This is a genomic window from Acidovorax delafieldii (assembly GCF_007993815.1).
Classification (GTDB): domain Bacteria; phylum Pseudomonadota; class Gammaproteobacteria; order Burkholderiales; family Burkholderiaceae_C; genus Acidovorax; species Acidovorax delafieldii.
On sequence record NZ_VJWE01000011.1, the window covers coordinates 63,401 to 86,156 of the forward strand.

24 protein-coding genes and 1 tRNA gene are annotated in these 22,756 nt (G+C 62.3%); 17 read left to right on the forward strand and 8 right to left on the reverse strand.

What is annotated here, in order from left to right:
• Positions 1–2 precede the first annotated feature (2 nt).
• Both ATF69_RS02990 and ugpQ read left to right on the forward strand, forming a co-directional pair.
• Positions 3–371 (forward strand): bleomycin resistance protein, encoded by a 369-nt coding sequence (locus ATF69_RS02990; protein ID WP_146869849.1) that lies wholly within the window; start codon positions 3–5, stop codon positions 369–371.
• Positions 368–1,129, forward strand: a complete 762-nt coding sequence (ugpQ, locus tag ATF69_RS02995) for a glycerophosphodiester phosphodiesterase (RefSeq protein ID WP_146869850.1) — start codon at positions 368–370, stop codon at positions 1,127–1,129. Before ATF69_RS02990 ends, ugpQ begins: the two co-directional genes overlap by 4 nt.
• Before the next feature lie 110 nt (positions 1,130–1,239).
• Here the strand turns inward: ugpQ and ATF69_RS03000 are convergent, their stop codons facing one another.
• Both ATF69_RS03000 and ATF69_RS03005 read right to left on the reverse strand, forming a co-directional pair.
• Entirely contained in the window at positions 1,240–2,208 is a 969-nt protein-coding gene (locus ATF69_RS03000; RefSeq protein ID WP_108498338.1) for a Bug family tripartite tricarboxylate transporter substrate binding protein, read from the reverse strand.
• 173 nt (positions 2,209–2,381) lie between these two features.
• A complete protein-coding gene (locus ATF69_RS03005) occupies positions 2,382–2,660 on the reverse strand; it encodes a hypothetical protein (RefSeq protein ID WP_056060351.1) in 279 nt (92 codons plus the stop codon).
• A 72-nt stretch (positions 2,661–2,732) separates the two neighbouring features.
• Between ATF69_RS03005 and hemA the strand changes: the two genes are divergently transcribed.
• From hemA to paeA, 6 genes are all read left to right on the forward strand, one after another.
• A complete protein-coding gene (gene hemA / locus ATF69_RS03010; RefSeq protein ID WP_146869851.1) occupies positions 2,733–4,064 on the forward strand; it encodes a glutamyl-tRNA reductase in 1,332 nt (443 codons plus the stop codon).
• Between the two features lie 113 nt (positions 4,065–4,177).
• Positions 4,178–5,266, forward strand: a complete 1,089-nt coding sequence (gene prfA, locus ATF69_RS03015) for a peptide chain release factor 1 (protein WP_121943687.1) — start codon at positions 4,178–4,180, stop codon at positions 5,264–5,266.
• A 72-nt stretch (positions 5,267–5,338) separates the two neighbouring features.
• Positions 5,339–6,184: a peptide chain release factor N(5)-glutamine methyltransferase gene (gene prmC / locus ATF69_RS03020; RefSeq protein WP_146869852.1), complete on the forward strand. Its 846-nt coding sequence runs from the start codon at positions 5,339–5,341 to the stop codon at positions 6,182–6,184.
• Positions 6,185–6,244: 60 nt separating this feature from the next.
• A complete protein-coding gene (gene grxD / locus ATF69_RS03025; RefSeq protein ID WP_056060339.1) occupies positions 6,245–6,568 on the forward strand; it encodes a Grx4 family monothiol glutaredoxin in 324 nt (107 codons plus the stop codon).
• A gap of 156 nt (positions 6,569–6,724) precedes the next feature.
• The gene (locus ATF69_RS03030) at positions 6,725–7,732 is read left to right on the forward strand and encodes an AAA family ATPase (RefSeq protein WP_146869853.1); all 1,008 of its coding nucleotides are present in this window, start codon (positions 6,725–6,727) and stop codon (positions 7,730–7,732) included.
• Positions 7,733–7,904: 172 nt separating this feature from the next.
• The gene (gene paeA, locus ATF69_RS03035) at positions 7,905–9,248 is read left to right on the forward strand and encodes a polyamine export protein PaeA (protein WP_056060334.1); all 1,344 of its coding nucleotides are present in this window, start codon (positions 7,905–7,907) and stop codon (positions 9,246–9,248) included.
• Positions 9,249–9,285: 37 nt separating this feature from the next.
• On the opposite strand, the gene ATF69_RS03040 is transcribed toward paeA, so the two are convergent.
• Both ATF69_RS03040 and ATF69_RS03045 read right to left on the reverse strand, forming a co-directional pair.
• Positions 9,286–9,993 (reverse strand): lytic transglycosylase domain-containing protein, encoded by a 708-nt coding sequence (locus ATF69_RS03040; protein ID WP_208758689.1) that lies wholly within the window; start codon positions 9,991–9,993, stop codon positions 9,286–9,288.
• A complete protein-coding gene (locus ATF69_RS03045) occupies positions 9,990–11,732 on the reverse strand; it encodes a proline--tRNA ligase (RefSeq protein WP_146869855.1) in 1,743 nt (580 codons plus the stop codon). Before ATF69_RS03045 ends, ATF69_RS03040 begins: the two co-directional genes overlap by 4 nt.
• A 93-nt stretch (positions 11,733–11,825) precedes the next feature.
• Here ATF69_RS03045 and ATF69_RS03050 point away from each other — a divergent pair, with 93 nt between their 5' ends.
• Positions 11,826–12,503, forward strand: coding sequence for an RNA pyrophosphohydrolase (locus ATF69_RS03050; protein WP_056060325.1), 678 nt, complete (start codon positions 11,826–11,828; stop codon positions 12,501–12,503).
• A gap of 107 nt (positions 12,504–12,610) precedes the next feature.
• Here the strand turns inward: ATF69_RS03050 and proB are convergent, their stop codons facing one another.
• From proB to rplU, 4 genes are all read right to left on the reverse strand, one after another.
• Complete coding sequence (gene proB, locus ATF69_RS03055) at positions 12,611–13,753, reverse strand: glutamate 5-kinase (RefSeq protein ID WP_146869856.1); 1,143 nt, start codon at positions 13,751–13,753, stop codon at positions 12,611–12,613.
• A 90-nt stretch (positions 13,754–13,843) separates the two neighbouring features.
• Positions 13,844–14,914, reverse strand: a complete 1,071-nt coding sequence (gene cgtA, locus ATF69_RS03060; protein ID WP_056747278.1) for an Obg family GTPase CgtA — start codon at positions 14,912–14,914, stop codon at positions 13,844–13,846.
• A gap of 170 nt (positions 14,915–15,084) precedes the next feature.
• Complete coding sequence (gene rpmA / locus ATF69_RS03065) at positions 15,085–15,342, reverse strand: 50S ribosomal protein L27 (protein ID WP_005794180.1); 258 nt, start codon at positions 15,340–15,342, stop codon at positions 15,085–15,087.
• A 15-nt stretch (positions 15,343–15,357) separates the two neighbouring features.
• Complete coding sequence (gene rplU, locus ATF69_RS03070; RefSeq protein WP_005794184.1) at positions 15,358–15,669, reverse strand: 50S ribosomal protein L21; 312 nt, start codon at positions 15,667–15,669, stop codon at positions 15,358–15,360.
• Between the two features lie 235 nt (positions 15,670–15,904).
• Between rplU and ATF69_RS03075 the strand changes: the two genes are divergently transcribed.
• The 8 genes from ATF69_RS03075 (at position 15,905) to ATF69_RS03110 (ending at position 22,717) form a co-directional block, all read left to right on the forward strand.
• Positions 15,905–16,834 carry a polyprenyl synthetase family protein gene (locus tag ATF69_RS03075; RefSeq protein WP_146869857.1) on the forward strand — a complete coding sequence of 310 codons (930 nt, stop codon included), beginning with the start codon at positions 15,905–15,907 and terminating at the stop codon, positions 16,832–16,834.
• 39 nt (positions 16,835–16,873) lie between these two features.
• Positions 16,874–16,950 (forward strand) — tRNA-Pro (locus ATF69_RS03080).
• Positions 16,951–17,085: 135 nt separating this feature from the next.
• On the forward strand, positions 17,086–18,825 hold the full coding sequence (gene pilB / locus ATF69_RS03085; protein ID WP_146869858.1) for a type IV-A pilus assembly ATPase PilB: 1,740 nt from the start codon (positions 17,086–17,088) through the stop codon (positions 18,823–18,825).
• A 20-nt stretch (positions 18,826–18,845) separates the two neighbouring features.
• A complete protein-coding gene (locus ATF69_RS03090; RefSeq protein WP_146869859.1) occupies positions 18,846–20,066 on the forward strand; it encodes a type II secretion system F family protein in 1,221 nt (406 codons plus the stop codon).
• The gene (locus ATF69_RS03095) at positions 20,066–20,938 is read left to right on the forward strand and encodes a prepilin peptidase (RefSeq protein ID WP_146869860.1); all 873 of its coding nucleotides are present in this window, start codon (positions 20,066–20,068) and stop codon (positions 20,936–20,938) included. Before ATF69_RS03090 ends, ATF69_RS03095 begins: the two co-directional genes overlap by 1 nt.
• A 9-nt stretch (positions 20,939–20,947) precedes the next feature.
• Positions 20,948–21,568 carry a dephospho-CoA kinase gene (coaE, locus tag ATF69_RS03100; protein WP_146869861.1) on the forward strand — a complete coding sequence of 207 codons (621 nt, stop codon included), beginning with the start codon at positions 20,948–20,950 and terminating at the stop codon, positions 21,566–21,568.
• A gap of 85 nt (positions 21,569–21,653) precedes the next feature.
• Complete coding sequence (gene zapD / locus ATF69_RS03105; RefSeq protein ID WP_056060302.1) at positions 21,654–22,409, forward strand: cell division protein ZapD; 756 nt, start codon at positions 21,654–21,656, stop codon at positions 22,407–22,409.
• 89 nt (positions 22,410–22,498) lie between these two features.
• The gene (locus tag ATF69_RS03110) at positions 22,499–22,717 is read left to right on the forward strand and encodes a DNA gyrase inhibitor YacG (RefSeq protein WP_082522383.1); all 219 of its coding nucleotides are present in this window, start codon (positions 22,499–22,501) and stop codon (positions 22,715–22,717) included.
• Positions 22,718–22,756: the final 39 nt, after the last annotated feature.

A 22,756-nucleotide genomic window follows, 5' to 3' on the forward strand; every position in this document is an offset into this window, starting at 1 on the left:
CCGTGCAGCCGCCTGAAGCCGCCCGCGCCGGGCGCGGGGTTCTGGCCACCGTGCCGGTGCTGGCCTCGCTACACTTGGCGGAGACCCGGCAGTTCTACGTCGAGCGACTGGGGTTCACCGCACTGCTGGAGATGGATAACTACCTGATCCTGCAGCGCGATGGCTGCGAGCTGCACTTCTGGCCCTGCACCGAGCGCCACATTGCAGAAAACACTTCGTGCTACGTGCGTGCAGACACTGGGTTGCTGCATGCGGATTTCACGGCACGCGGCCTGCAACTGGCACCTCCCACTGTCCAGCCCTGGGGCATGAAGGAGATGTATGTCATCGACCCCCATGGCAATCTGCTGAAATTTGGTGAACCCGCATGAGCGCACCCTCGTCTACCCTGGCCCCCTGGCCCTACCCCCGCTGGATCGCCCACCGCGGTGCGGGCAAGCTGGCCCCTGAGAACACCTTGGCCGCCTTCCGGCTGGGTGCCCAATACGGCTACCGCATGTTCGAGTGCGACGCCAAGCTCAGCAGCGACGGCGTGCCTTTTCTGATGCACGACGCCACGCTGGAGCGCACGACCAACGGCCACGGCACCGGCGGCGACCTGCCCTGGACCCAGCTCGCCCAGCTGGATGCAGGTGGCTGGCATTCCCGCAGCTACGCGGGCGAGCCCCTTCCCACACTGGAGAACCTGGCGCGCTACTGCATTGCCAACGGGTTTTTTTTGAACATCGAGATCAAGCCCACACCAGGCCAGGAAGAAGTTACCGGCCGCGTGGTGGGCGAATACGCCGCACGGCTATGGCAAGGGCAGGCCGTGCCGCCCTTGTTCTCGTCGTTCAAGCCCGAGGCGCTGGCGGGCGCCATGGCCACCGCGCCCCACCTGCCCCGCGCGCTGCTCATCGACGCGCTGTGGGACGGATGCTTTGACAAGGCGCAGGCGCTCGGCTGTGTGGCCATCGTGTGCAACCACGCGCTGTGGGACCCGGCCCTGGTGGCGCAAGTCCACGGCTTGGGCATGCGCACGCTGAGCTACACGGTGAACGACGACTGGGCGGCGCAGCGCCTCATCGCGCTGGGCACGGACGGCATCATCACCGACCGCGTGGATTTCTTCTCGCCCGCCACGCCGTAGGGCGCATCTTCCAACCAACCCCGCCCCAAGCCAGCGCCACCGGGGACCGGGTTTGCCGGGCCACCGGTGGAGTCCCCCTACAGGGCGAAGGCGCACAGCGCCTCAGGGGGTCAATCGAGTTTCGCGCCAGACTTCTTGACGGCGTCGGCCCAGCGGGGCATCTCCGAGGCCAGGAACTTGGCAAAGTCGTCCGCACCCAGAAACGCCGGATCGGCCCCCTGGCTCACCATGCGGTTGCGCACATCGGGCATCTGCAACACCTGGCCAAAGGCGTCACTGAGCTTGTTGACCACATCCTTGGGCGTGCCTGCGGGCGCCAGAAAGCCATAGAAGCCCACCACCTCAAAGCCCTTGATGCCGCTCTCGATCACCGTGGGCACTTCGGGCAGCGCGGGGTTGCGCTCCTTGCTGGTCACGGCCAGGGCGCGCACCTTGCCTTGCTTGTGGTACGACGCAGCCTGCGGAATGCTCTCGGCCATGAACTGCACCTGCCCGCCCATGAGGTCGGTGAATGCCGGCGCGCTGCCCCGGTAGGGGATGTGCACCATGAACAGGCCCGTGGCGGTCTTGAACATCTCGGGCACCAGGTGGCTGATGCCGCCATTGCCCGCCGAGCCAAAGTTGACCTGACCGGGCCGCGACTTGGCATAGGCCATGAACTCCTGCAGATTCTTGGCGGGCACGCTGGTGTTGACCAGCAAGGCCAGCGGCTGCATGGCCGTGCGCGCCACAGGCACAAAGTCCTTGAGGGTGGCATAGGGCAGGCGGCTGTACAGCGCGGGGTTGATGACCATCACCCCGGTGTTGGCCAGCATGATGGTGTGGCCGTCAGGGGGCGCTTTCATCACCTCCTGCGCGCCCACGGTGCCACCGGCTCCGGCCTTGTAGTCCATCACCACCGGCTGGCCCAGCACGGTCTGCAGCTTGTCGGACAGCAGGCGCGCATGCTGGTCCAGCGGCCCGCCGGCGGGGAAGCCCACCACGATACGGATGGGCTTGGACGGAAACGCCTGCGCTTGCACGGCGGCAGCAAAGGCCAGGCCTGCGGCCAGGGTGATGCAGGTACGCAGCAGCTTCATGGGGTTGTCTCCAGCATTGGTTGTGGGTGTACGGGGGTGTTCGCTAGTTCCGTCAGAGCGGGCCATGGCAACCGTCCTGGAAGGTGTAAAGAGGCTATCAGACACCAGGGCGCGACAGCCCTCCAGATCACCTCTCGCAAACCCTCAAAACACGTGACGGCTTGCTGAAAGCTTCAAGCCTTCCAGCCCCGCACCAGCACCCACTGGCAAGTGGCGCAGGCCACCACCAGCGCGGCATAGGTGAGCATCTTGCCGTCACGTCCCCACAGCACCAGCCCTGCCGCGAGCACCGCCACCCCCACGGCAAACAGAATCGCCCAACGCAGCCACACAGACATCGCAGAGGCACTGCGGGAGCCCACCAGACGGCCCGAAAGCACCAACACCAGCGCCATGGCGGCAGCGGGTGCGACAAAGTTGAGGAGGTGGTTGACGATGTCCAGCGGACCCATGGAATTGACCCAAATCAAGGCTTGAACAAGCAAGGCCGCCTGTTCGGGCCAACAATTTTATAATTGCAGCTTATGGCAGTCTGGGCCCTCGGCATCAACCACACCACCGCGCCGCTCGATCTGCGCGGCCGGTTTGCGTTTGCGCTCGATCAGATCGCCCCCACATTGCACGGTTTGCGCCAGTCGCTGGGCAACTCTGGCGGCACTGCCAGCCGCCACCCCGGGGTGGAAACCGCCATCATCTCCACCTGCAATCGCACCGAAATTTACTGTGCCGGCGACCAGCCCGCAGTGGACCACACGCTGGGCTGGCTGGCCCACAGCGGCGGCGTGAGCCCCGCGCTGCTGCGCTCGCACTCCTACACGCTGGAAGACAGTCTCGTCGCACGCCACGCCTTCCGCGTGGCCAGCGGACTCGATTCCATGGTGCTGGGCGAGGCCCAGATCCTGGGCCAGATGAAAGACGCGGTGCGCGCTGCGGAAACAGCTGGCGCTTTGGGCACCACGCTCAACCAGCTGTTCCAGCGCAGCTTTGCCGTGGCCAAGGAGGTGCGCACCAGCACCGAGATCGGCGCACACAGCATCAGCATGGCCGCCGCCGCCGTGCGCCTGGCCAGCCAGCTGTTTGAAGACCTCTCCAAGATCCGCGTGCTGTTCGTCGGCGCGGGCGAGATGATCGAGCTGTGCGCCACGCACTTTGCCGCCAAGAACCCCAAGCAGATCGCCATTGCCAACCGCACGCTGGAACGCGGCGAAAAGCTCGCCACCCGCTTTGGCGGCGAGGTAATGCGCCTGGCCGACCTGCCCGAGCGCCTGCACGAGTTCGACGCCGTCATCAGCTGCACCGCCAGCAGCCTGCCCATCATCGGCCTGGGTGCCGTGGAGCGCGCCCTCAAGAAGCGCCGCCACCGCCCCATGTTCATGGTCGATCTTGCCGTGCCGCGCGACATCGAGCCCGAGGTCAAGGCCCTGGGCGACGTGTACCTCTACACCGTGGACGACCTGGCCACTGTGGTGCAAACCGCGCAGGCCAACCGCCAGGCCGCCGTGGCGCAGGCCGAGGCCATCATCGACGCGGGCGTGCAAAGCTTCATGCACTGGATGGAGCTGCGCAGCCCCGCAGCCGCCGAGGGTGGCGTGGTGCCGCTGATCCAGCAGCTCAACGCCCAGACGGACGAGTGGCGCGCGCTGGAAATCGCCCGTGCCAAGAAGCTGCTGGCCAAGGGCGAGGACGTGGACGCCGTGCTCGAAGCCCTGTCGCGCGGCCTCACACAGAAAATGCTGCACGGCACCCTGGCCGAGCTGCGCGCGGGCGACGCCGAGATGCGCGCCCAGACGGCCCAGACCGTCTCGCGCCTGTTCCTGCGCTCGCAAAGCAAGACGCCCAACAACAACGGCCTGTAGCGGCGCTCGCCCGCTCCACAGCCGTTCCGATTTGAGCCAAATCGGCCCCAGGCGCATGATTTACATGCTCCAATAGCTACCAAATTTGTAGCAAATCATTTTTCCAGAATTCCATGAAACCCTTTCTCCGAAGCCAGCTGGAGCGCTACGCACAGCGCCTGGGCGAACTCGACTTCCTGCTCTCGCGTGAAGACATCATGAGCGACATGGCGCAGTACCGGCGCATCTCCGTCGAGCATGCCGAGGTCACGCAGGTCGCCGGCCGCTACGCCCGCTACCAGCAGCGCGAGGCCGACCTGGCGGGTGCGCGCGAGATGCTGGCCGACCCCGACATGGCCGAGATGGCACAGGAAGAAATCACCAGTGCCGAGGCCGAGCTGCTGCAACTGGAAGACGAACTGCAGCGCCTGCTTTTACCGAAGGACCCCGACGACGCGCGCAACGCGTTTGTGGAAATCCGCGCGGGCACGGGTGGTGACGAATCCGCCCTGTTCGCGGGCGACCTCACGCGCATGTACACCCGCTACGCCGCCAACGTAGGCTGGAAGGTGGAGGTGGTGAGCGAGAACGCGGCCGAGCTCGGCGGCTACAAGGAAATCGTGCTGCGCATAGAGGGTGACCATGTTTACGGGGCTCTCAAATTCGAATCCGGCGGCCACCGCGTGCAGCGCGTGCCCGCCACCGAAACCCAGGGCCGCATCCATACCAGCGCCTGCACCGTGGCCGTGATGCCCGAGCCCGACGAGCACGAGGCCATCAAGCTCAACCCGGCAGACCTGCGCATTGACACCTTTCGCGCCAGCGGCGCCGGTGGCCAGCACATCAACAAGACCGACTCGGCCGTGCGCGTGGTGCACTTGCCCACCGGCATCGTGGCCGAATGCCAGGACGGCCGCAGCCAGCACAGCAACAAGGCCAAGGCGCTGCAGGTACTGCAGGCGCGCATCCAGGAGAAAGAGCGCAGCGAGCGCGCCGCCAAGGAGGCCGCGCTGCGCAAGGGCCTGATCGGCAGCGGCGACCGCAGCGACCGCATCCGCACCTACAACTTCCCGCAGGGGCGGCTCACGGACCACCGCATCAACCTCACGCTGTACAAGCTGCTGTACGTGATGGAAGGCGACCTGGGCGATGTGCTGCAGGCCCTGCAGCATGCCCGCGAGGCCGAGCAGCTGGAAGAGCTGGAGATGGGCGCCACCGGGTGAGCCAGGCCAGAATTTGAGACAAATTGCCTGGTAGCGCTAGATTCATATGCCTGAACAGCTATCAAAACAATAGTGAACCACACCACCTCTCCCACCCTCGCCCAGGCTTTGGCGCAGGCACACACCCTGGGCCTGGCGCGTATCGACGCGCAACTGCTGCTGCTGCACGCCGTCGGTCGGCCTGATGCCGGCCGCGCCTGGCTGCTGGCGCACGACACCGACGCCATGGACGAAGCCATGCACGCCCAGTTCATCGCCCTGTGCCAGCGCCGCTTGGCGGGCGAGCCGGTGGCCTACCTCACCGGCCGCAAGGAGTTCTACGGCCTGCCGCTGCAGGTGGACGCGCGCGTGCTGGACCCGCGCCCCGACACCGAAACCCTGGTGGACTGGGCGCTGGAGGTGATCGCCCCGCTGGCATCGCCCCGCGTGGTGGACCTGGGCACCGGCAGCGGCGCGATTGCGCTGGCACTGCAAAGCCAGCGCGCCGACGCCCAGATGCTGGCGGTAGATGCAAGTGCCGATGCCCTGGCTGTGGCGCAGGCCAACGCCGAGCGGCTGGGCCTGCCCGTGCAGTTTCGGCAGGCCAACTGGCTGGTGGGAGTGGAGGGGCCATTCGACGCCATCGTCTCCAACCCGCCCTACATCGCCAGCGCAGACCCACACCTGGCCGCGCTGACCCACGAGCCCCTGCAAGCCCTGGCCAGCGGAGCGGACGGCCTCGAAGACATCCGCGCCATCGTCGCCCAGGCGCCCGCCCACCTGCGGCAGGGCGGCTGGCTGCTGCTGGAGCATGGCTACGACCAGGCAGACGCCGTGCAGGCGCTGCTTGCCGCCCAGAGCTTTGTGCGGGTACAAAGCCGCAATGACCTTGCCGACATCGCACGCTGCACAGGCGGGCAATGGCCGACAGTGAAATAATCCCTCCATCGCGGGCCCTCAGCATCCATTCGCCCGCAGCCTCTTTCAAGGAGTTTTCCCATGAGCGACACCCAACAACGCATCGACGGCCTCGTCAAATCCAGCGACATCCTGCTGTTCATGAAGGGCAGCGCCAGCTTCCCCATGTGTGGCTTCTCCGGCCGCGCCATCCAGATCCTCAAGGCCTGTGGCGTGGACCCGAAGAGCGTGGTCACCGTCAACGTGCTTGAGGACGACGAAATTCGCCAGGGCATCAAGGAATACAGCAACTGGCCCACGATCCCGCAGCTGTATGTGAAGGGCGAGTTCATCGGCGGCTCGGACATCATGATGGAGATGTATGAGTCGGGCGAACTCAAGCAAGTGCTGGGCACCGAGGGCTGATCGAAGCGACCCTTGCCTCACCCGCCATCAGGCCGCCTTCGGGCGGCCTTTTTGTTTGCCCGCAACAGAGGCACCAATCAGGGGCTTTTCCGATGGAGCAGCGGGCATGTTGTGTGCTTGAATGATTGCGTGACGTAACCCTCACAGGAGCATGCAATGACCAGCCATAGCCTTGTTCCCCAGCCACCTGCCCTGCGCCTGCCGGTGGCCCAGATGCGCAATGTGTTCCACCCGGGCGATGTCGAGCGCAAGCTCGCTCGCCTGCAGGAGTCCGGCAACCAGAGGGAATACGAAACCCTGCGCACCGTGTACGAGCGCATGCTGGAGCGCGGCCCGGAGCGTTTTCAGGTCAAGCCCTCGGGCATCCCCGACATGGCCACCCTGTACGAGCAGTTGCCCAACTTCACCGAGGTGCTGGACGACGTGAAGCGCCACGTGGCGCTGGCGCAGGACAGCAGCGATGGCCTGGAGGTCACACCCATGCTGCTGCTGGGACCACCCGGCATCGGCAAGACCCACTTCGCGCGCCACCTGGCCGAGATGCTGGGCACGGGCATGAACCTGCTGCCCATGAGTTCCATGACCGCAGGCTGGCTGCTGTCGGGCTCGTCGGCGCAGTGGAAGGGCGCGCGCCCTGGCAAGGTGTTCGAGGCGCTGGTGGAGGGCGAATATGCCAACCCGGTCATCGTGGTGGACGAGATCGACAAGGCCAGCAGCGATGCGCAGTACGACCCGCTGGGTGCGCTGTACAGCTTGCTGGAGTACGACACCGCCCAGAGCTTTACCGATGAGTTTGCCGAGGTGGCCATCGACGCGAGCCAGGTCATCTGGATTACCACTGCGAACGACACACGCGGCATTCCCGATCCCATCCTGAACCGCATGAACGTGTTCGAGGTGGAGGCGCCCACGCTGGAGCAGGCCCGCACCATTGCGCGCAACCTGTACCAGGGCATCCGCGCGGGGCACGACTGGGGCCGCCTGCTGGACCCGGAGCCGACGGACGACGTCCTGGACCACCTGGCACAGATGCCCCCGCGCGAAATGCGGCGGGCGCTGATGACAGGTTTCGGCAATGCGCGGCTGGACCGCCGGTCCACGGTGGAGATCACCGACCTGCCGAAGGCCGCCACGGGGCGCAGCCGGATTGGCTTTGTGCAGTAAATAGCGCGACGCGGTCGCCCGCACGCGCCACCCTTCCCCCTGCCACACCATGCAGTGGCACGGGGCGTCAGGTGGCATGCGTCACAAGGCGCGCCAGCGGGCCCGTGTGCAGGGTGCCCAGATACACTTGGTGGCCCGGTGTACCGCTGTACGCCGGTTCCGCCTTCTTCCCATGACCCTGTCCCAAAGCCTCTTCGTGATCGGGCTGCTGATTGCAGCCAGCGCCTTTTTCTCCATGGCCGAGATTTCGCTCGCGGCCGCCCGCCGCCTGCGCCTGCGCCAAATGGCCGATGAAGGCGACGCACGTGCGGACCGGGTGCTGCGCATGCAGGAGCAGCCGGGCGACTACTTCACGGTGGTGCAGGTAGGGCAGAACGCCGTGGCCATCCTGGGCGGTATCGTGGGCGAAGGTGCGCTGAGCCCGCATTTCAGTGAGCTGTTTGCGCTGTGGATGTCGGGGCCCACGGCCGAGCGGGCGGGGTTCCTGGCGTCTTTCCTCATCATCACCTCGCTGTTCATCCTGTTTGCCGATCTGTTCCCCAAACGCCTGGGCATGGCAGAGCCCGAGCGGCTGGTGGTGCGGCTGGCACAGCCCATGGCCTGGTGCATGACGCTGTTGCGGCCGCTGGTGTGGTTCTACAGCCGGGGGGCCGACGCGCTGTTCCGCCTGTTGGGGTTGTCATCGCTGCGCGATGACCGCATCACGTCAGACGATATCCTGGCCATGATGGAGGCAGGCGCGCGTGCCGGGGTGCTGGCGGCGCGCGAGCAGCAGGTCATCACCAACGTGTTTGAGTTGGACACGCGCACGGTGTCCAGCGCCATGTCGCCGCGCGACCGCATTGCATTTTTTCTGCGCGACGAGCCCGACTCGGTCATCCGCCTGCGCATCGCTGCCGAGCCGTTTTCGACCTACCCGGTGTGCGAAGGCGACATCGACCACGTGGTGGGCTATGTGGATGCCAAGGATCTGTTCCAGCGTGTGCTGAACAACCAGCCGATTTCGCTGGCCGACGACAGCCTGGTGCGCAAGGTGCTGATCGTGCCCGACCGGCTGACCCTGTCGGAGGTGCTGGAGCAGTTCCGCCAAGTCCACGAGGACTTTGCCGTGATCGTGAACGAGTACAGCCTGGTGGTCGGTGTGGTCACGCTCAACGATGTCATGAGCACCGTAATGGGTGACCTGGTGGGCCCGGCGGACGAAGAGCAGATCGTGCGACGGGATGAGAACTCCTGGCTCATCGATGGAGTCACCCCCATTGAGGATGTGCTGCACGCCCTGTCGCTGGACGAGCTGCCGCACACCGGCGAGTACGAAACCCTGGCGGGCTTCCTGATGGTGATGCTGCGCCGCGTGCCACGCCGTACTGACAGCGTGAGCTGGGGCGGCTACAAGTTTGAGGTGCTGGACGTGGACAGCTACCGCATCGATCAGGTCATGGTCTCCAGGCTGGGCGGAGCCCCTGGTGCATCGGCCCCGAGCCCGTCAGCACCGACGGGAACCGCCGTGGAGTGACCAAGGCGCGGCCCGTGTCACCGCCGCGCTGATCGCTCTACGCGGCCGGCGACTGTGGCCGATCGGCAAACAGCCACTTGCGCTGCGCTCCAAAGACCGCATCCGGGTAAGGCGACCGGCCGCGGCTGCCGTTGTAGCGGCCAAGCGCCATGAACAAATCGCCCTGCTCACGATCGATGTAGTGACGCAGGATGACGCAGCCAAAACGCAGGTTGGTCTGCATGTGAAACAGCTTACCCGGGTCGCCATCGCCAATCACGCGCGTCCAGAAAGGCATGACCTGCATATAGCCCCGCGCTCCAACGCTGGACACAGCAAATTTGCGGAACCCACTTTCCACCTGGATCAGCCCCAGGACCAAGGACACATCGAGCCCGGCGCGCTTGGATTCGTACCAGACCGTCTGCAGGAAGTCGCGGCGTACTTCCAGGTCCGGTTTGCGCGGGCGCAGGCGATCACTCTGCGTGCCCAGCCACCGCAGGTAGTGCAGGCGCGCTTCGGTGGTAAAAAACTCCGGCTCGGGCGGCGCTTGGTTGGCAATGGCAGAGCTGAGTGCGGTGCGCACCGAGTCCATCAGAGGCTCCTCCAGCTGCCCGCCAGCGTGCGCCACCTGCGGAGCGCCCAGCCAGGCGGCGGGCGCTGCCAGCGAAGCCAGCGACACCAGGCAGCCGCGCCGCGACAGCCCCGCAGGGCTGCCCGAGGCCGCGGCCGATGGAGCGATGGAGGAGGCGCCGCTCATGCTCATACGGCCATGCGGCCCTTCACATGGGCCAGGATGTCGGCCACGGCCACCTTGGTGGCGGCGGTGTCACGGCGGTGCTGGTACTCGACAACGCCCTCTTTCAAGCTCTTGTCGCCAATCGTCACGCGGTGTGGCACGCCGATCAGTTCCCAGTCGGCAAACATCGCTCCGGGGCGCTCGCCACGGTCGTCCAGGATCACGTCCACGCCCGCGGCCAGCAGGTCGGCATACAGTTGCTCGGCCGTGGCCTTGACGGCCTCGCTGCGGTCCATGCCCACGGGGCAGACCACCACGGTGAACGGCGCAATCGCGTCCGGCCAGATGATGCCGCGCTCGTCGTGGTTTTGTTCAATGGCGGCAGCGGGCAGGCGCGTCACGCCAATGCCGTAGCAACCCATTTCGAAGAACGCAGGCTTGCCGTCGTCGCCCAGGAAGGTCGCGTTCATGCCCTTGCTGTACTTGGTGCCCAGGTAGAACACATGGCCCACTTCGATACCGCGCTCGATCGCCAGCTCGCCCTTGCCGTCGGGGGAGCGGTCGCCCGCCACCACGTTGCGCAGGTCGGCCACCATGTCGGGCTCCGGCAGGTCGCGGCTCCAGTTGACGCCGGTGATGTGAAAGTCCACTTCGTTGGCGCCGCAGATCCAGTCGGCCATCACAGCGACTTCGCGGTCTGCCACGATCTTCAAAGGCTTCTTCAGGCCGATGGGACCCAGGTAACCCGGCTTGCAGCCAAAGTGGTCCTCAATTTCGCCCAGCGTCGCGAAGCGGAAGCCCGCCAGTCCGGGCACCTTGCCAACCTTGATCTCGTTCATATCGTGGTCGCCGCGCAGCAGCAGCAGCCACACCTGGGTCTTGACGATCTCACCCGCTTCGTTGGTTTCGTCCGTGGCCAGCACCAGTGACTTGACCGTGGTGTTCAGCGGAACACCCAGCAGTTCTGCCACATCGGCACAGGTGCTCTTGCCTGGGGTGGCTGTTTTGGTCAGGGCCTGCGTGGCTGCGCCGCGTGGTCCGGCGGGGGCCAGCGCTTCGGCCTTTTCCATGTTGGCGGCGTAGTCGCTCTGCGGACAGTAGACGATAGCGTCTTCACCTGTTGCAGCAATCACCTGGAATTCTTCCGACAGATCCCCCCCGATGGCGCCGCTGTCAGCGGCCACGGCACGATAGGTCAAGCCGAAGCGATCGAAAATCCGCCGGTAGGCTGCGGCCATCACCTGGTAGCTGGCCTTGGCGGCCACTTGGTCGCGGTCAAAGCTATAAGCATCCTTCATGATGAACTCACGTCCGCGCATGAGGCCAAAGCGGGGGCGGCGCTCGTCGCGGAACTTGGTCTGGATCTGGTAGAAGTTCTTCGGCAGCTGCTTGTAACTCTTGAGCTCTTGACGGGCGATGTCAGTGATCACTTCTTCGCTGGTCGGCTGCACCACGAAGTCGCGACCATGGCGATCCTGGATGCGCAGCAGCTCGGGGCCCATTTTCTCAAAGCGCCCGGTTTCCTGCCAGAGCTCAGCGGGCTGCACCACGGGCATGGACAGCTCGACAGCACCCGCGCGGTTCATCTCTTCACGCACGATGGCTTCCACCTTGCGGATCACGCGCAGGCCCAGAGGCATGTAGTTATAGATGCCAGCGCCCAGCTTCTTGATCAGCCCGGCCCGCGTCATGAGTTTGTGGCTGACCACTTCGGCGTCCGCCGGAGCTTCCTTGAGGGTGGAAATGAAGAATTGGGAGGCTTTCATCGGGAATCGATTGCAGGCAGAACGGGGCCGTCCACTTGCTGCGCGCTAGGCGCCGTGCATAATGGACACAGTTTAAAAATTTGGGGTTTGATTATGCTTGACCGGGACGGCTTTCGGCCGAACGTCGGCATCATCCTGCTCAACCAGAAAAACCAGGTGTTTTGGGGCAAGCGCATACGCACCCACAGCTGGCAGTTCCCGCAGGGTGGCATTGACCGGGGCGAGACCCCCGAGCAAGCCATGTTCCGTGAGCTGCATGAGGAGGTGGGATTATTGCCCAACCACGTTCGCGTGGTGGCCCGCACCCGGGACTGGTTGCGCTATGAGGTGCCTGACCGGTACATCCGCCGCGATGCGCGCGGCCACTACAAGGGCCAGAAGCAGATTTGGTACCTGTTGCAATTGATGGGGCACGACTGGGATCTGAACCTGCGTGCGACCAATCACCCGGAGTTTGACGCTTGGCGGTGGAACGACTACTGGGTTCCGCTGGATGTGGTGGTCGAGTTCAAACGCGGTGTTTATGAGATGGCGCTCACCGAACTGGCCCGCTATCTGCCGCGACACGAGCAGCGCAACCGCTATTTGCGCAGCGGTTTACGCACCCGCGAGGGCGAACATGCGGGCGTCGCCAACATGTTCCGCACGGGCTCCATGCTGGTCAACCCTGGCATGGAGCTCCCTCCAGGCGCCAGTTTTGATCCCGATCCTCAAAACAGCATGCCGGGAGAACTCGACGGCATGCCATCGGTATCAGACACACCGCGCTGACCCTGGCATCGCACCATGAAAAAACGCCTGCAGATGCAGGCGTTTTTTTTTGATGGGCGAATCCGCTCAGTCCTGAATCGACAAGGATTGATGCGCGCAGCCAGTCCCTATGCGCCCTGCGCCAACACGAGATTGTCGCGGTGCACCATTTCCGGCTCTGCCACGTAGCCCAGCAGTTTCTCAAACTCCGTCGACGGCTTGCGGCACAGAAGGCGGGCTTCCGCCGCTGCATAGTTGGCCAAGCCGCGTGCAATCTCTGCCCCAGACCCGTCGCGCACGGCAATCACGTCGCCGCGCGAAAAGTCCCCCTCCACTGCCGTCATGCCGATGGGCAGCAGGCTTTTGCCTTCGTCGCGCACCTTGGCAGCAGCCCCAGCGTCCACCACCACAGACCCACGCAGTTGCAAATGGTCCGCCATCCACTGCTTGCGGGCCTGCTTTTTCTGTGTCTGGGCAACCAGCAAAGTACCCAACGCCTCACCACTCACCAAACGGACCAATACGTCGGATTCGCGTCCCCAGGCAATCACGGTCGATGCGCCAGAGCCTGCAGCGCGCTTGGCCGCCAGAATCTTGGTGATCATGCCGCCTTTGCCAATGCTGGAGCCTGCACCGCCCGCCATCGCTTCCAGAGCAACATCACCCGCTTTGGCCTCATGCACAAACTGCGCAGACGGATCACGGCGTGGGTCGGCGGTGTAGAGCCCCTTCTGGTCTGTGAGGATGATCAGGGCGTCCGCTTCCACAAGGTTGGCCACCAGCGCACCCAGCGTGTCGTTGTCGCCAAACTTGATCTCGTCATTGACCACCGTGTCGTTTTCGTTGATCACCGGCACCACACCCAAACGCAGCAGCGTGAGCAAGGTGGAGCGCGCATTGAGATAGCGCTCGCGGTCCGCCAGATCGGCATGGGTAAGCAATACCTGCGCGCTGCCCATCCCCTGCTCGCGCAGCTTGGTTTCGTACATTTGCGCCAATCCCATCTGCCCCACCGCTGCAGCAGCCTGCAACTCGTGGATCTCCTGGGGTCTTGTGGTCCAGCCCAGGCGCTTCATGCCTTCGGCAATGGCACCGCTGGACACCATCACCACCTCGCGTGGGGCACCCCCAACACCGCGCACCAGCGCGGCCAGTTGGCGACTCCACTCACCGATGGCGGTTTCATCCAGTCCACGCCCTTCGTTGGTCACAAGGCTGGAGCCCACCTTCACCACGATGCGGCGGGCATCTCTCAATACGCTGGAAACCATTTTGATGTCTTTGATGCCGATAGCGCTACTGCTTCATGCCTGAGTAGCTATTAAAAATGTAGCAATTCCTATCCTCTGAGCGCCGACGCGTCAGGCTGGCGCATCGCCGGCGAAACGGGGATCCACCTCCACCGGCTCGTTCTCCGTGCGCTGCTCGGACTGCACATGGCGGAAGATGGCGTGAATCAGTGGCTCGCAGCCCTCACGCGTGAGAGCCGAGATCTCAAACACCGGCCCCTTCCATTTGAAGCGCTTCACAAAATCCTTCACGCGCGCCTCACGCTCATCAGCGGGAACCATGTCCAGCTTGTTCAGCACCAGCCAACGCGGCTTGTTGTAAAGCTGCTGGTCGTATTTCTTGAGCTCGTTCACGATGGCCTTGGCCTGAGCCACCGGGTCCACAGCATCGTCAAACGGTGCCAAGTCCACGATGTGCAACAGCAAACGCGTGCGCTGCAGATGGCGCAGGAACTGGTGGCCCAAGCCAGCGCCCTCAGAAGCTCCCTCGATCAGACCGGGGATGTCGGCTACAACAAAGCTCTGCTCAGGCCCCACCCGCACGACGCCCAGGTTGGGGTGCAGCGTGGTGAACGGGTAATCCGCAATCTTCGGTCGCGCATTGGACACGGCCGTGATGAAGGTGGACTTGCCGGCGTTGGGCATGCCCAGCAGCCCCACATCGGCCAGAACCTTCAGCTCCAGCTTCAAATTCTTTTTCTCGCCCGGCCAGCCCGGCGTTTTTTGACGAGGGGCCCGGTTGATCGCGCTCTTGAAACGCATGTTGCCGAAGCCGCCATCACCGCCTTTGGCGATGGTGATGACCTCGCCCGGGGTCAGCAGCTCATACAGAACTTCACCCGTCTCGGCGTCGGTGATGATGGTCCCGACCGGCATCTTGAGTGTGATGTCCGTACCCGCCGCGCCGAACATATCGGAGCCCATGCCATGCTCACCGCGTTTGGCCTCGTGACGGCGCGAGTAGCGATAGTCCACCAGGGTATTCAGGTTGGGATCGGCCACAGCAAACACATGCCCCCCGCGCCCACCGTCACCACCATTGGGACCGCCGAACTCCTTGTACTTTTCGTGCCGGAACGACACGCAGCCATTGCCACCATCACCTGCGGCAATATCAATAAAGGCTTCGTCGACGAACTTCATGGGGTATCCAGTTTACAAAAGAGGCCGTACTGTCGGCTGCTGGCCAATTGTGGCGGAACAGCAGGGGCCATTCCAGGCACCACAGGCCAAAGGCGCACCAGCGACGCGTGCAGACCAAACAACAAAGCCCCGGCAAAGCGGGGCTTCGATGGTTGCCGGAGGAGCGATCCTCAGGCGGGAGTCACATTGACCGTGGACTTGGACAATGCACCCTTGGTACCGAACGACACGTGGCCGTCCACCAGGGCAAACAAGGTGTGATCCTTGCCAACGCCGACATTGGTGCCGGGGTGGAAACGTGTGCCACGCTGGCGCACGATGATCGAACCAGCGCTGATCAGTTCACCACCGAAGGCCTTGACACCCAGCATTTTTGGCTTGGAGTCACGCCCGTTTCGCGTAGAGCCGCCGCCTTTTTTCTGTGCCATGACTAGCTCCTTCGATTAAGCAGCAATCGCACCGATTTGCAGCTCAGTGAACTGCTGGCGATGGCCTTGGCGTTTTTGATAGTGCTTGCGACGGCGCATCTTGAAGATGTGCACTTTGTCGTGCTTGCCGTGGGCCACGACAGTGGCTTTCACGGTTGCGCCGGACACCAGGGGCGTACCAACCTTCAGTTCAGCGCCGTTGCCGACAGCCAGAACCTGGTCGATCACAATTTCCTGGCCTACGTCCGCAGCAATCTGTTCTACTTTAATTTTTTCGCCGGAAGCAACGCGATACTGCTTGCCGCCGGTTTTTATGACCGCGTACATGTTGACCTCTTGATATGAGTTCTGCAGACGAATTTCCGCAGAGCCCGCGAGTATAGCGCATCTGGCATCACCTCGCCAGCCTCACGCGCATCAGTCAATTCGGCGTGACCAACACGCCACCGCACTCGTCAGGCATGTAGCGGGCCTTCCTATAATTCGGGCACTTTCTGTGACCACCATCTTGACTGACCATACCGCCCCTGCAGCTTCCCCCCTCACGCTCGTTGCACAAGACATGCACGAGGTCGACAAGGTCATCGGTCAGCGCCTGACATCGAGCGTCCCCTTGGTGGCCCAGATCTCGCAATACATCATTGCAGCTGGCGGCAAGCGGCTGCGCCCCGCTCTGCTGCTGATGGTGTGCGGAGCCTTGGGCTACCGTGGCACACATCGGCACAGCCTGGCGGCAGTGGTCGAGCTGATTCACACCGCAACACTGCTGCATGACGATGTGGTGGATGCATCCACCCTGCGCCGTGGCCGCCCCACAGCCAACGAAACCTTTGGCAACCCTGCCAGCGTTCTCGTGGGCGACTTTCTGCACACTCGGTCATTCCAGATGATGGTCGAGGCTGGAAGCATGCGCATCATGGAAATCCTCTCCGAGGCCACGAACGTGATTGCAGAAGGCGAAGTGCTCCAGCTGATGAACATGCACGACGCCTCACTGGATGAAGCGGGCTATCTGCGTGTTATCCGCTCCAAAACAGCCAAACTTTTTGAAGCCAGCGCCCGCCTCGGCGCCATACTGGCCAACAGCTCCCCTGATGTGGAAGAGGCATGTGCAACTTATGGACAGGCACTGGGTACCGCATTCCAGATCATTGACGATGTGCTGGACTACGACGGCGACACCGCAGAGATGGGCAAAAATCTGGGTGACGACTTGAGAGAAGGCAAATCCACCCTCCCCCTGATCGCCGCCATGGAACGAGGCACCCCCAGCCAGGCGGAAATCGTCCGCCAAGCCATCGAAAAAGGTTCGACCGAACGATTAGAAGAAGTCGTGGGCATCGTCCGCTCGACAGGCGCCCTGGACGTTACCCGCGCCGCAGCCTTCGCTGAAGCGCACCGCGCCATGGCTGCCGCCCGACGATTACCCGCAAATGCCTACTCGGAGGGTTTGCTAGAATTGGCAGCCCAATTGCTGGGGCGGCGAAATTGAAAGAGGCACTAGATCATTCGCGAGTGCTTTTACAAGCTGCGGGGTGTAGCTTAGCCTGGTAGAGCGCTACGTTCGGGACGTAGAGGCCGGAGGTTCGAATCCTCTCACCCCGACCATATATCGCAGTATGGTCACCTACCAAAATCCCACCCGTTTGTGGCGCCGTTGCCAATATGCGCCGCTGTACAGCCCATGGTTGATCGGTGATGATAGGATGGTTTCTTTTCCACACCTAACACATTCTCGGTTACATGGCCGCTGTTGATACTGCCCTCAAAGAAGCCTCTGCAGTAGCCCTGCCCGGGCTCGGCCGCGCCCTGATGTCTGCGGGCAAGCTGACCCAAAAGTCAGCAGAAGACATTTACAAAAAATCACAAATAAGCCGGACCAGTTTCATTGCCGAGCTGACGGGCTCTGGAGCTGTTTCTGCAGCGGATCTGGCGCACACAGTATCTGCAGTTTTCGGTGCACCCCTGCTCGACTTGGACGCCATTGATCCTTTGCGCCTGCCGAAGGAGCTCCTGGATAACAAGATATGCCAAGCATATCGCGTGGTGGTCCTGAGCAAGCGCAACAACCGGCTGATCGTCGCAACGGCCGATCCGACTGACCAAGAAGCTGCAGAGAAAATCAAATTCACCACCCAAATGGGTGTGGATTGGATTATTGCGGAATATGACAAACTCAGCCGACTCGTAGAAGCCACCACCAAATCCGCCAGCGAATCCATGGATACGCTAATCAGCGGAGGAGGAGACTTCGCTTTTGACGATGTTGCTATTGAAGATGCGCCTGAAGAAGCGGATACAGGAACAACCGAAGTTGAAGATGCGCCGATCGTCAAGTTCCTGCACAAAATGCTGCTCGACGCCTTCAATATGCGCGCCTCCGATTTGCATTTTGAGCCTTACGAACACCAATACCGCGTCCGTTTCCGTATTGACGGAGAGTTGCGCGAAATAGCCTCACCACCGATCGCGATCAAGGACAAGCTCGCGTCTCGTATCAAGGTGATTTCGCGCCTGGATATTTCCGAGAAGCGTGTGCCTCAGGACGGTCGCATGAAGCTCAAGGTGGGGCCGGATCGCGTGATCGATTTTCGGGTAAGCACTTTGCCCACCCTGTTTGGCGAGAAAATTGTGATCCGTATTTTGGATCCGAGCAGCGCCAAGCTCGGGATCGATGCGCTCGGCTATGAACCCGTGGAGAAGGAAAGATTACTCCAGGCGATTGGTCGTCCTTACGGAATGATTCTGGTGACAGGCCCTACGGGCTCTGGCAAGACGGTGTCCTTGTACACCTGTCTCAATCTGCTGAACAAGCCGGGGGTCAATATCGCAACCGCCGAAGACCCTTCTGAAATCAATTTGCCTGGCGTCAATCAGGTGAACGTGAATGAAAAAGCCGGCATGACCTTTGCTGTGGCACTGAAGTCGTTTCTGCGCCAGGATCCCGACATCATCATGGTGGGTGAAATCCGGGATTTGGAAACTGCAGATATTTCCATCAAGGCGGCGCAGACAGGTCACCTTGTGCTTTCCACGCTGCACACGAACGACGCGCCCACGACGCTCACGCGGATGCGCAACATGGGTATTGCGCCGTTCAACATCGCTTCCAGCGTCATTTTGATCACAGCGCAACGTTTGGCGCGTCGATTGTGCCCTGTGTGCAAGGTTCCCGCCGATATCCCCCATGAGGCTCTGGTGGACGCGGGATACGAAGAACACGAAATTGATGGTTCCTGGGTGACCTATCGACCTGTGGGTTGCTCGGCCTGCAATAACGGCTACAAGGGCCGACTCGGCATCTATCAAGTAATGCCTATTTCCGAGGAGATCCAGCGCATCATTTTGCGCGACGGGAGCGCACTGGAGATTGCAGAGCAGGCACGCGCCGAGGGTGTTCGTTCGCTGCGCGAATCCGGGCTCTATAAAGCCAAATTGGGTCTGACTTCCCTTGAGGAAGTTCTGGCCGTCACCAACGAATAGCATCCACGGACGAGGGCACCATGGCGACCGCAGCATCAACCAAAGATATCAAGGATTTTGTCTTCGAGTGGGAGGGCAAGGACCGCAACGGAAAGATCGTTCGTGGCGAAATCCGCGCGGTCGGAGAAAACCAGGTGCAGGCAACGCTGCGTCGCCAAGGGGTTTTCCCCACCAAAATCAAGAAGCGCCGTATGCGTTCGGGCAAAAAAATCAAGCCCAAGGACATTGCGCTGTTTACCCGCCAGCTGGCAACCATGATGAAGGCTGGCGTACCTCTCTTGCAGTCCTTCGACATTGTGGGTCGAGGCAATACCAATGCCAGCGTCACCAAGCTGCTCAATGACATCCGGTCCGATATCGAGACCGGGACATCGCTCAACGGGGCTTTCAGAAAGTACCCGATGTACTTTGACAGTCTCTACTGCAACTTGGTAGAGGCGGGCGAGGCTGCGGGTATTTTGGAAGCCCTGCTGGATCGGCTGGCCACGTACATGGAAAAAACCGAGGCGATCAAATCGAAGATCAAGTCGGCCCTGATGTACCCTATTTCCGTGGTGATTGTGGCTTTCGTGGTGGTGACGGTCATCATGATCTTCGTGATTCCAGCGTTCAAGGAGGTTTTCACGTCTTTCGGAGCCGATCTCCCGGCCCCCACATTGTTTGTAATGGCCATCAGCGAAGTATTTGTCAAATGGTGGTGGCTGATATTTGGCGTCCTCGGTGGAGGCTTTTTCTTTTTCATGCAGGCATGGCGCCGCAATGAAAAGATGCAGATGTTCATGGACCGGCTTCTCTTGCGGATTCCGGTGTTTGGTGCCTTGATCGACAAATCCTGTGTCGCACGCTGGACCCGGACGTTGTCCACCATGTTCGCTGCGGGCGTGCCGCTGGTGGAGGCGCTTGACTCGGTAGGTGGAGCCGCTGGCAACTCTGTGTATTCCTTAGCCACGGACAAGATCCAGCAGGAAGTCTCTACAGGCACCAGCCTCACGGCAGCCATGGGCAATGCCAATATTTTCCCCTCCATGGTGCTACAGATGTGCGCGATTGGCGAAGAATCCGGCTCTATCGACCACATGCTTGGCAAGGCTGCCGACTTCTATGAAGCCGAGGTGGATGACATGGTGGCTGGCCTGTCCAGCCTGATGGAGCCCATCATCATCGTGTTTCTGGGCACGCTCATCGGCGGTATCGTGGTATCGATGTATCTCCCCATCTTCAAGCTCGGTCAGGTCGTGTAATGGCTCTGGAAGCATGGTTGGATGCCGCTATCGGCGGCGTGATTGGTTTGCTTTTCGGCAGTTTTCTGAATGTGGTGATTTACCGCCTTCCCAAAATGATGGAGAGGCAATGGGCCGCAGAGCTCGCGCAAGTCGAGGCATCCAATCAGGGCAAAGAGCTGCCCGAGGACACGCAGCCCACCTTTAACCTCATGACACCTCGGTCCCGCTGCCCGGCTTGTGGGCATGTGGTGCGGTGGCATGAAAACATTCCCGTCTTAAGTTATCTGTTTTTGCGCGGGCGGTGCTCGTCCTGCAAAACACGCATCAGCCCCCGCTACCCGATGGTCGAACTGGCAACGGGAGCGCTGTTCTTTTTCTGCATCCACCGCTGGGGCGCGACGCCTGCGGGGTTGGCATGGTGCGGCTTTTCGGCGGCCCTGATTGCTCTGGCGTTCATTGACTGGGACACCACGCTTTTGCCTGATGACATCACCTTGCCTTTGCTCTGGGCAGGGTTGCTGGCGTCTGCCCTGCAATGGACTAGCGTACCGTTGTTTGCTTCCGTCATGGGCGCTGCCGCAGGTTACCTGTCGCTCTGGCTGGTCTACTGGGGCTTCAAGTTGGCGACAGGCAAAGAAGGCATGGGCTACGGCGACTTCAAGCTGTTTGCAGCATTGGGCGCATGGTTTGGCTGGCAGGCGCTGGTGCCGATCATTTTGATGTCTTCAGTGATTGGCGCCATCATCGGGATCGCAATGAAAATTTTCAGCAGCTTGCGTGAGGGTGGCTACATTCCGTTCGGCCCCTTCCTGGTGGGTGCAGGGCTCACCGCGATGGTGTTCGGCCCCAACGCCATTTTGGGTACAGTGCTCGGTCTTCTGGGGCTCTGACGAACTCTCATGGCAACCCACCGACAGCCCTTGCGCCTGGGTCTGACCGGCGGCATCGGTAGCGGCAAGAGCACCGTAGGCCAGATGATGGCGTCCTTGGGTGCAAGCCTCATCGACGCCGACCAGATATCCAGGGAGGTGACTGGGCCGGGCGGTGCGGCCATGCCTGCCATTCGAACTACCTTTGGTGAAGCATATGTTGATGCATCGGGTGCGCTGGATCGTGCGCGCATGCGGCAACTGGCCTTCAGCCAACCGCAGGCGCGCAGCCAGCTGGAGGCCATCGTGCACCCCTTGGTGGCCTTGCAAAGCCAGCAACGGATTCAACAGGCCATACAGTCTGGCTGCCGATGGATCGTGCACGACATCCCGCTGCTGACGGAATCCGGGCGGTGGGCACGCCAACTCGACGCCGTGGTCGTGGTGGACTGCACAGAGCAGACCCAGATCGCGCGAGTCATGCAGCGCAGCGGTCTGTCTGCCGAAGCCGTGCAAGGCATCATTGCCTCACAAGCTACGCGCCCAGCGCGCAGGGCGGTGGCCGATGTGGTGATTGCCAACGAAGCACGTTGCTCACTGGAGCAGTTACAGGCTGAGGTGCGGCAAGTGGCCACACTGTTCGGGCTATGATGCGTACGAAACCGTTTGTGCTTTCACCCCATGCCGTGCGCCACCGGCGTCAGAATACTCCCTGAGCCTCCAGGAACCCGCCAGCGTGATCCTTTACGAATACCCCTTTAACGAGCGTCTCAGAACCTATCTGCGGCTGGAGCAGCTGTTCCGCCGCTTGGGGGAGTTGATCCCCCGGCCTCACGCGCTGGATCACCATTTCGCCTTGGTGACGATTTTCGAGATCATGGATGTGGCCGCCCGGGCCGATCTGAAGTCGGATGTGCTCAAGGACATCGAAAAGCACAAGCACCAGCTCGACACGTACCGAGGCAACCCCTCCATTTCTGAAGCCGCACTGGACGCGGTGATCAGTCAGTTGGACCGGTGCTTCGTGGCACTCAACACCCAAAGCGGCAAGTCGGGCCATGCACTGACGGAAAACGACTGGCTGATGAGCATCCGCAGCCGCATCGGCATTCCGGGTGGGACCTGTGGCTTTGACCTGCCAGCCTATTACGCGTGGCAACACCACCCCCCGGCGGTGCGTCAGCAGGCCCTGGAGGAATGGGCCTCCACGTTGGCGCCCCTCGCCGAGTCGATCTATGTGCTGCTCAAGCTGCTGCGCGATTCAGGCGTGCCCCAAAAGGTCGCTGCAGAACGCGGGCAGTTTCAGCAAAACCTGCCCCAGGGCCGCACCTTCCAGCTGCTGCGGCTTCGCATCGACCCAGCGCTGAACCTGATACCGGAAATCAGTGGCAACCGTCTGATTGTCTCGGTGCGGCTCATGCGGCTGGAAGGCGATGGACGCCTGCACGCCTGCAACGAAGATGCGGCGTTTGAACTGACCCTGTGCGCGTAGGCCTTAGCCAGCCCAAGCCCAGAGACTGAATCGCGCCAAAGCCCGCTAAAGATCGGGCGGGCCGACTTGAGCAAGAGGATCACCCCAGGATGCCCCACTCCCCAGCCCCTTCCTCGCAGGCACGCATCGTCACCTGCCCCAGCTGCGGCGGAGATAGCGTGTACAGCGCCGCGAATGTGTACCGTCCGTTTTGCAGTGAGCGCTGCAAGCAGATAGACCTTGGCGCGTGGGCCAGCGAAAGCTTTCGCATGCCCACCGAAGCGCCGCCAGACGACGCCCCCCATGGCGACCCGCGCCAGCAGCATTGACCAAGGTCATAGGCGCCATTCAAGAGCGATTTCGCCAAA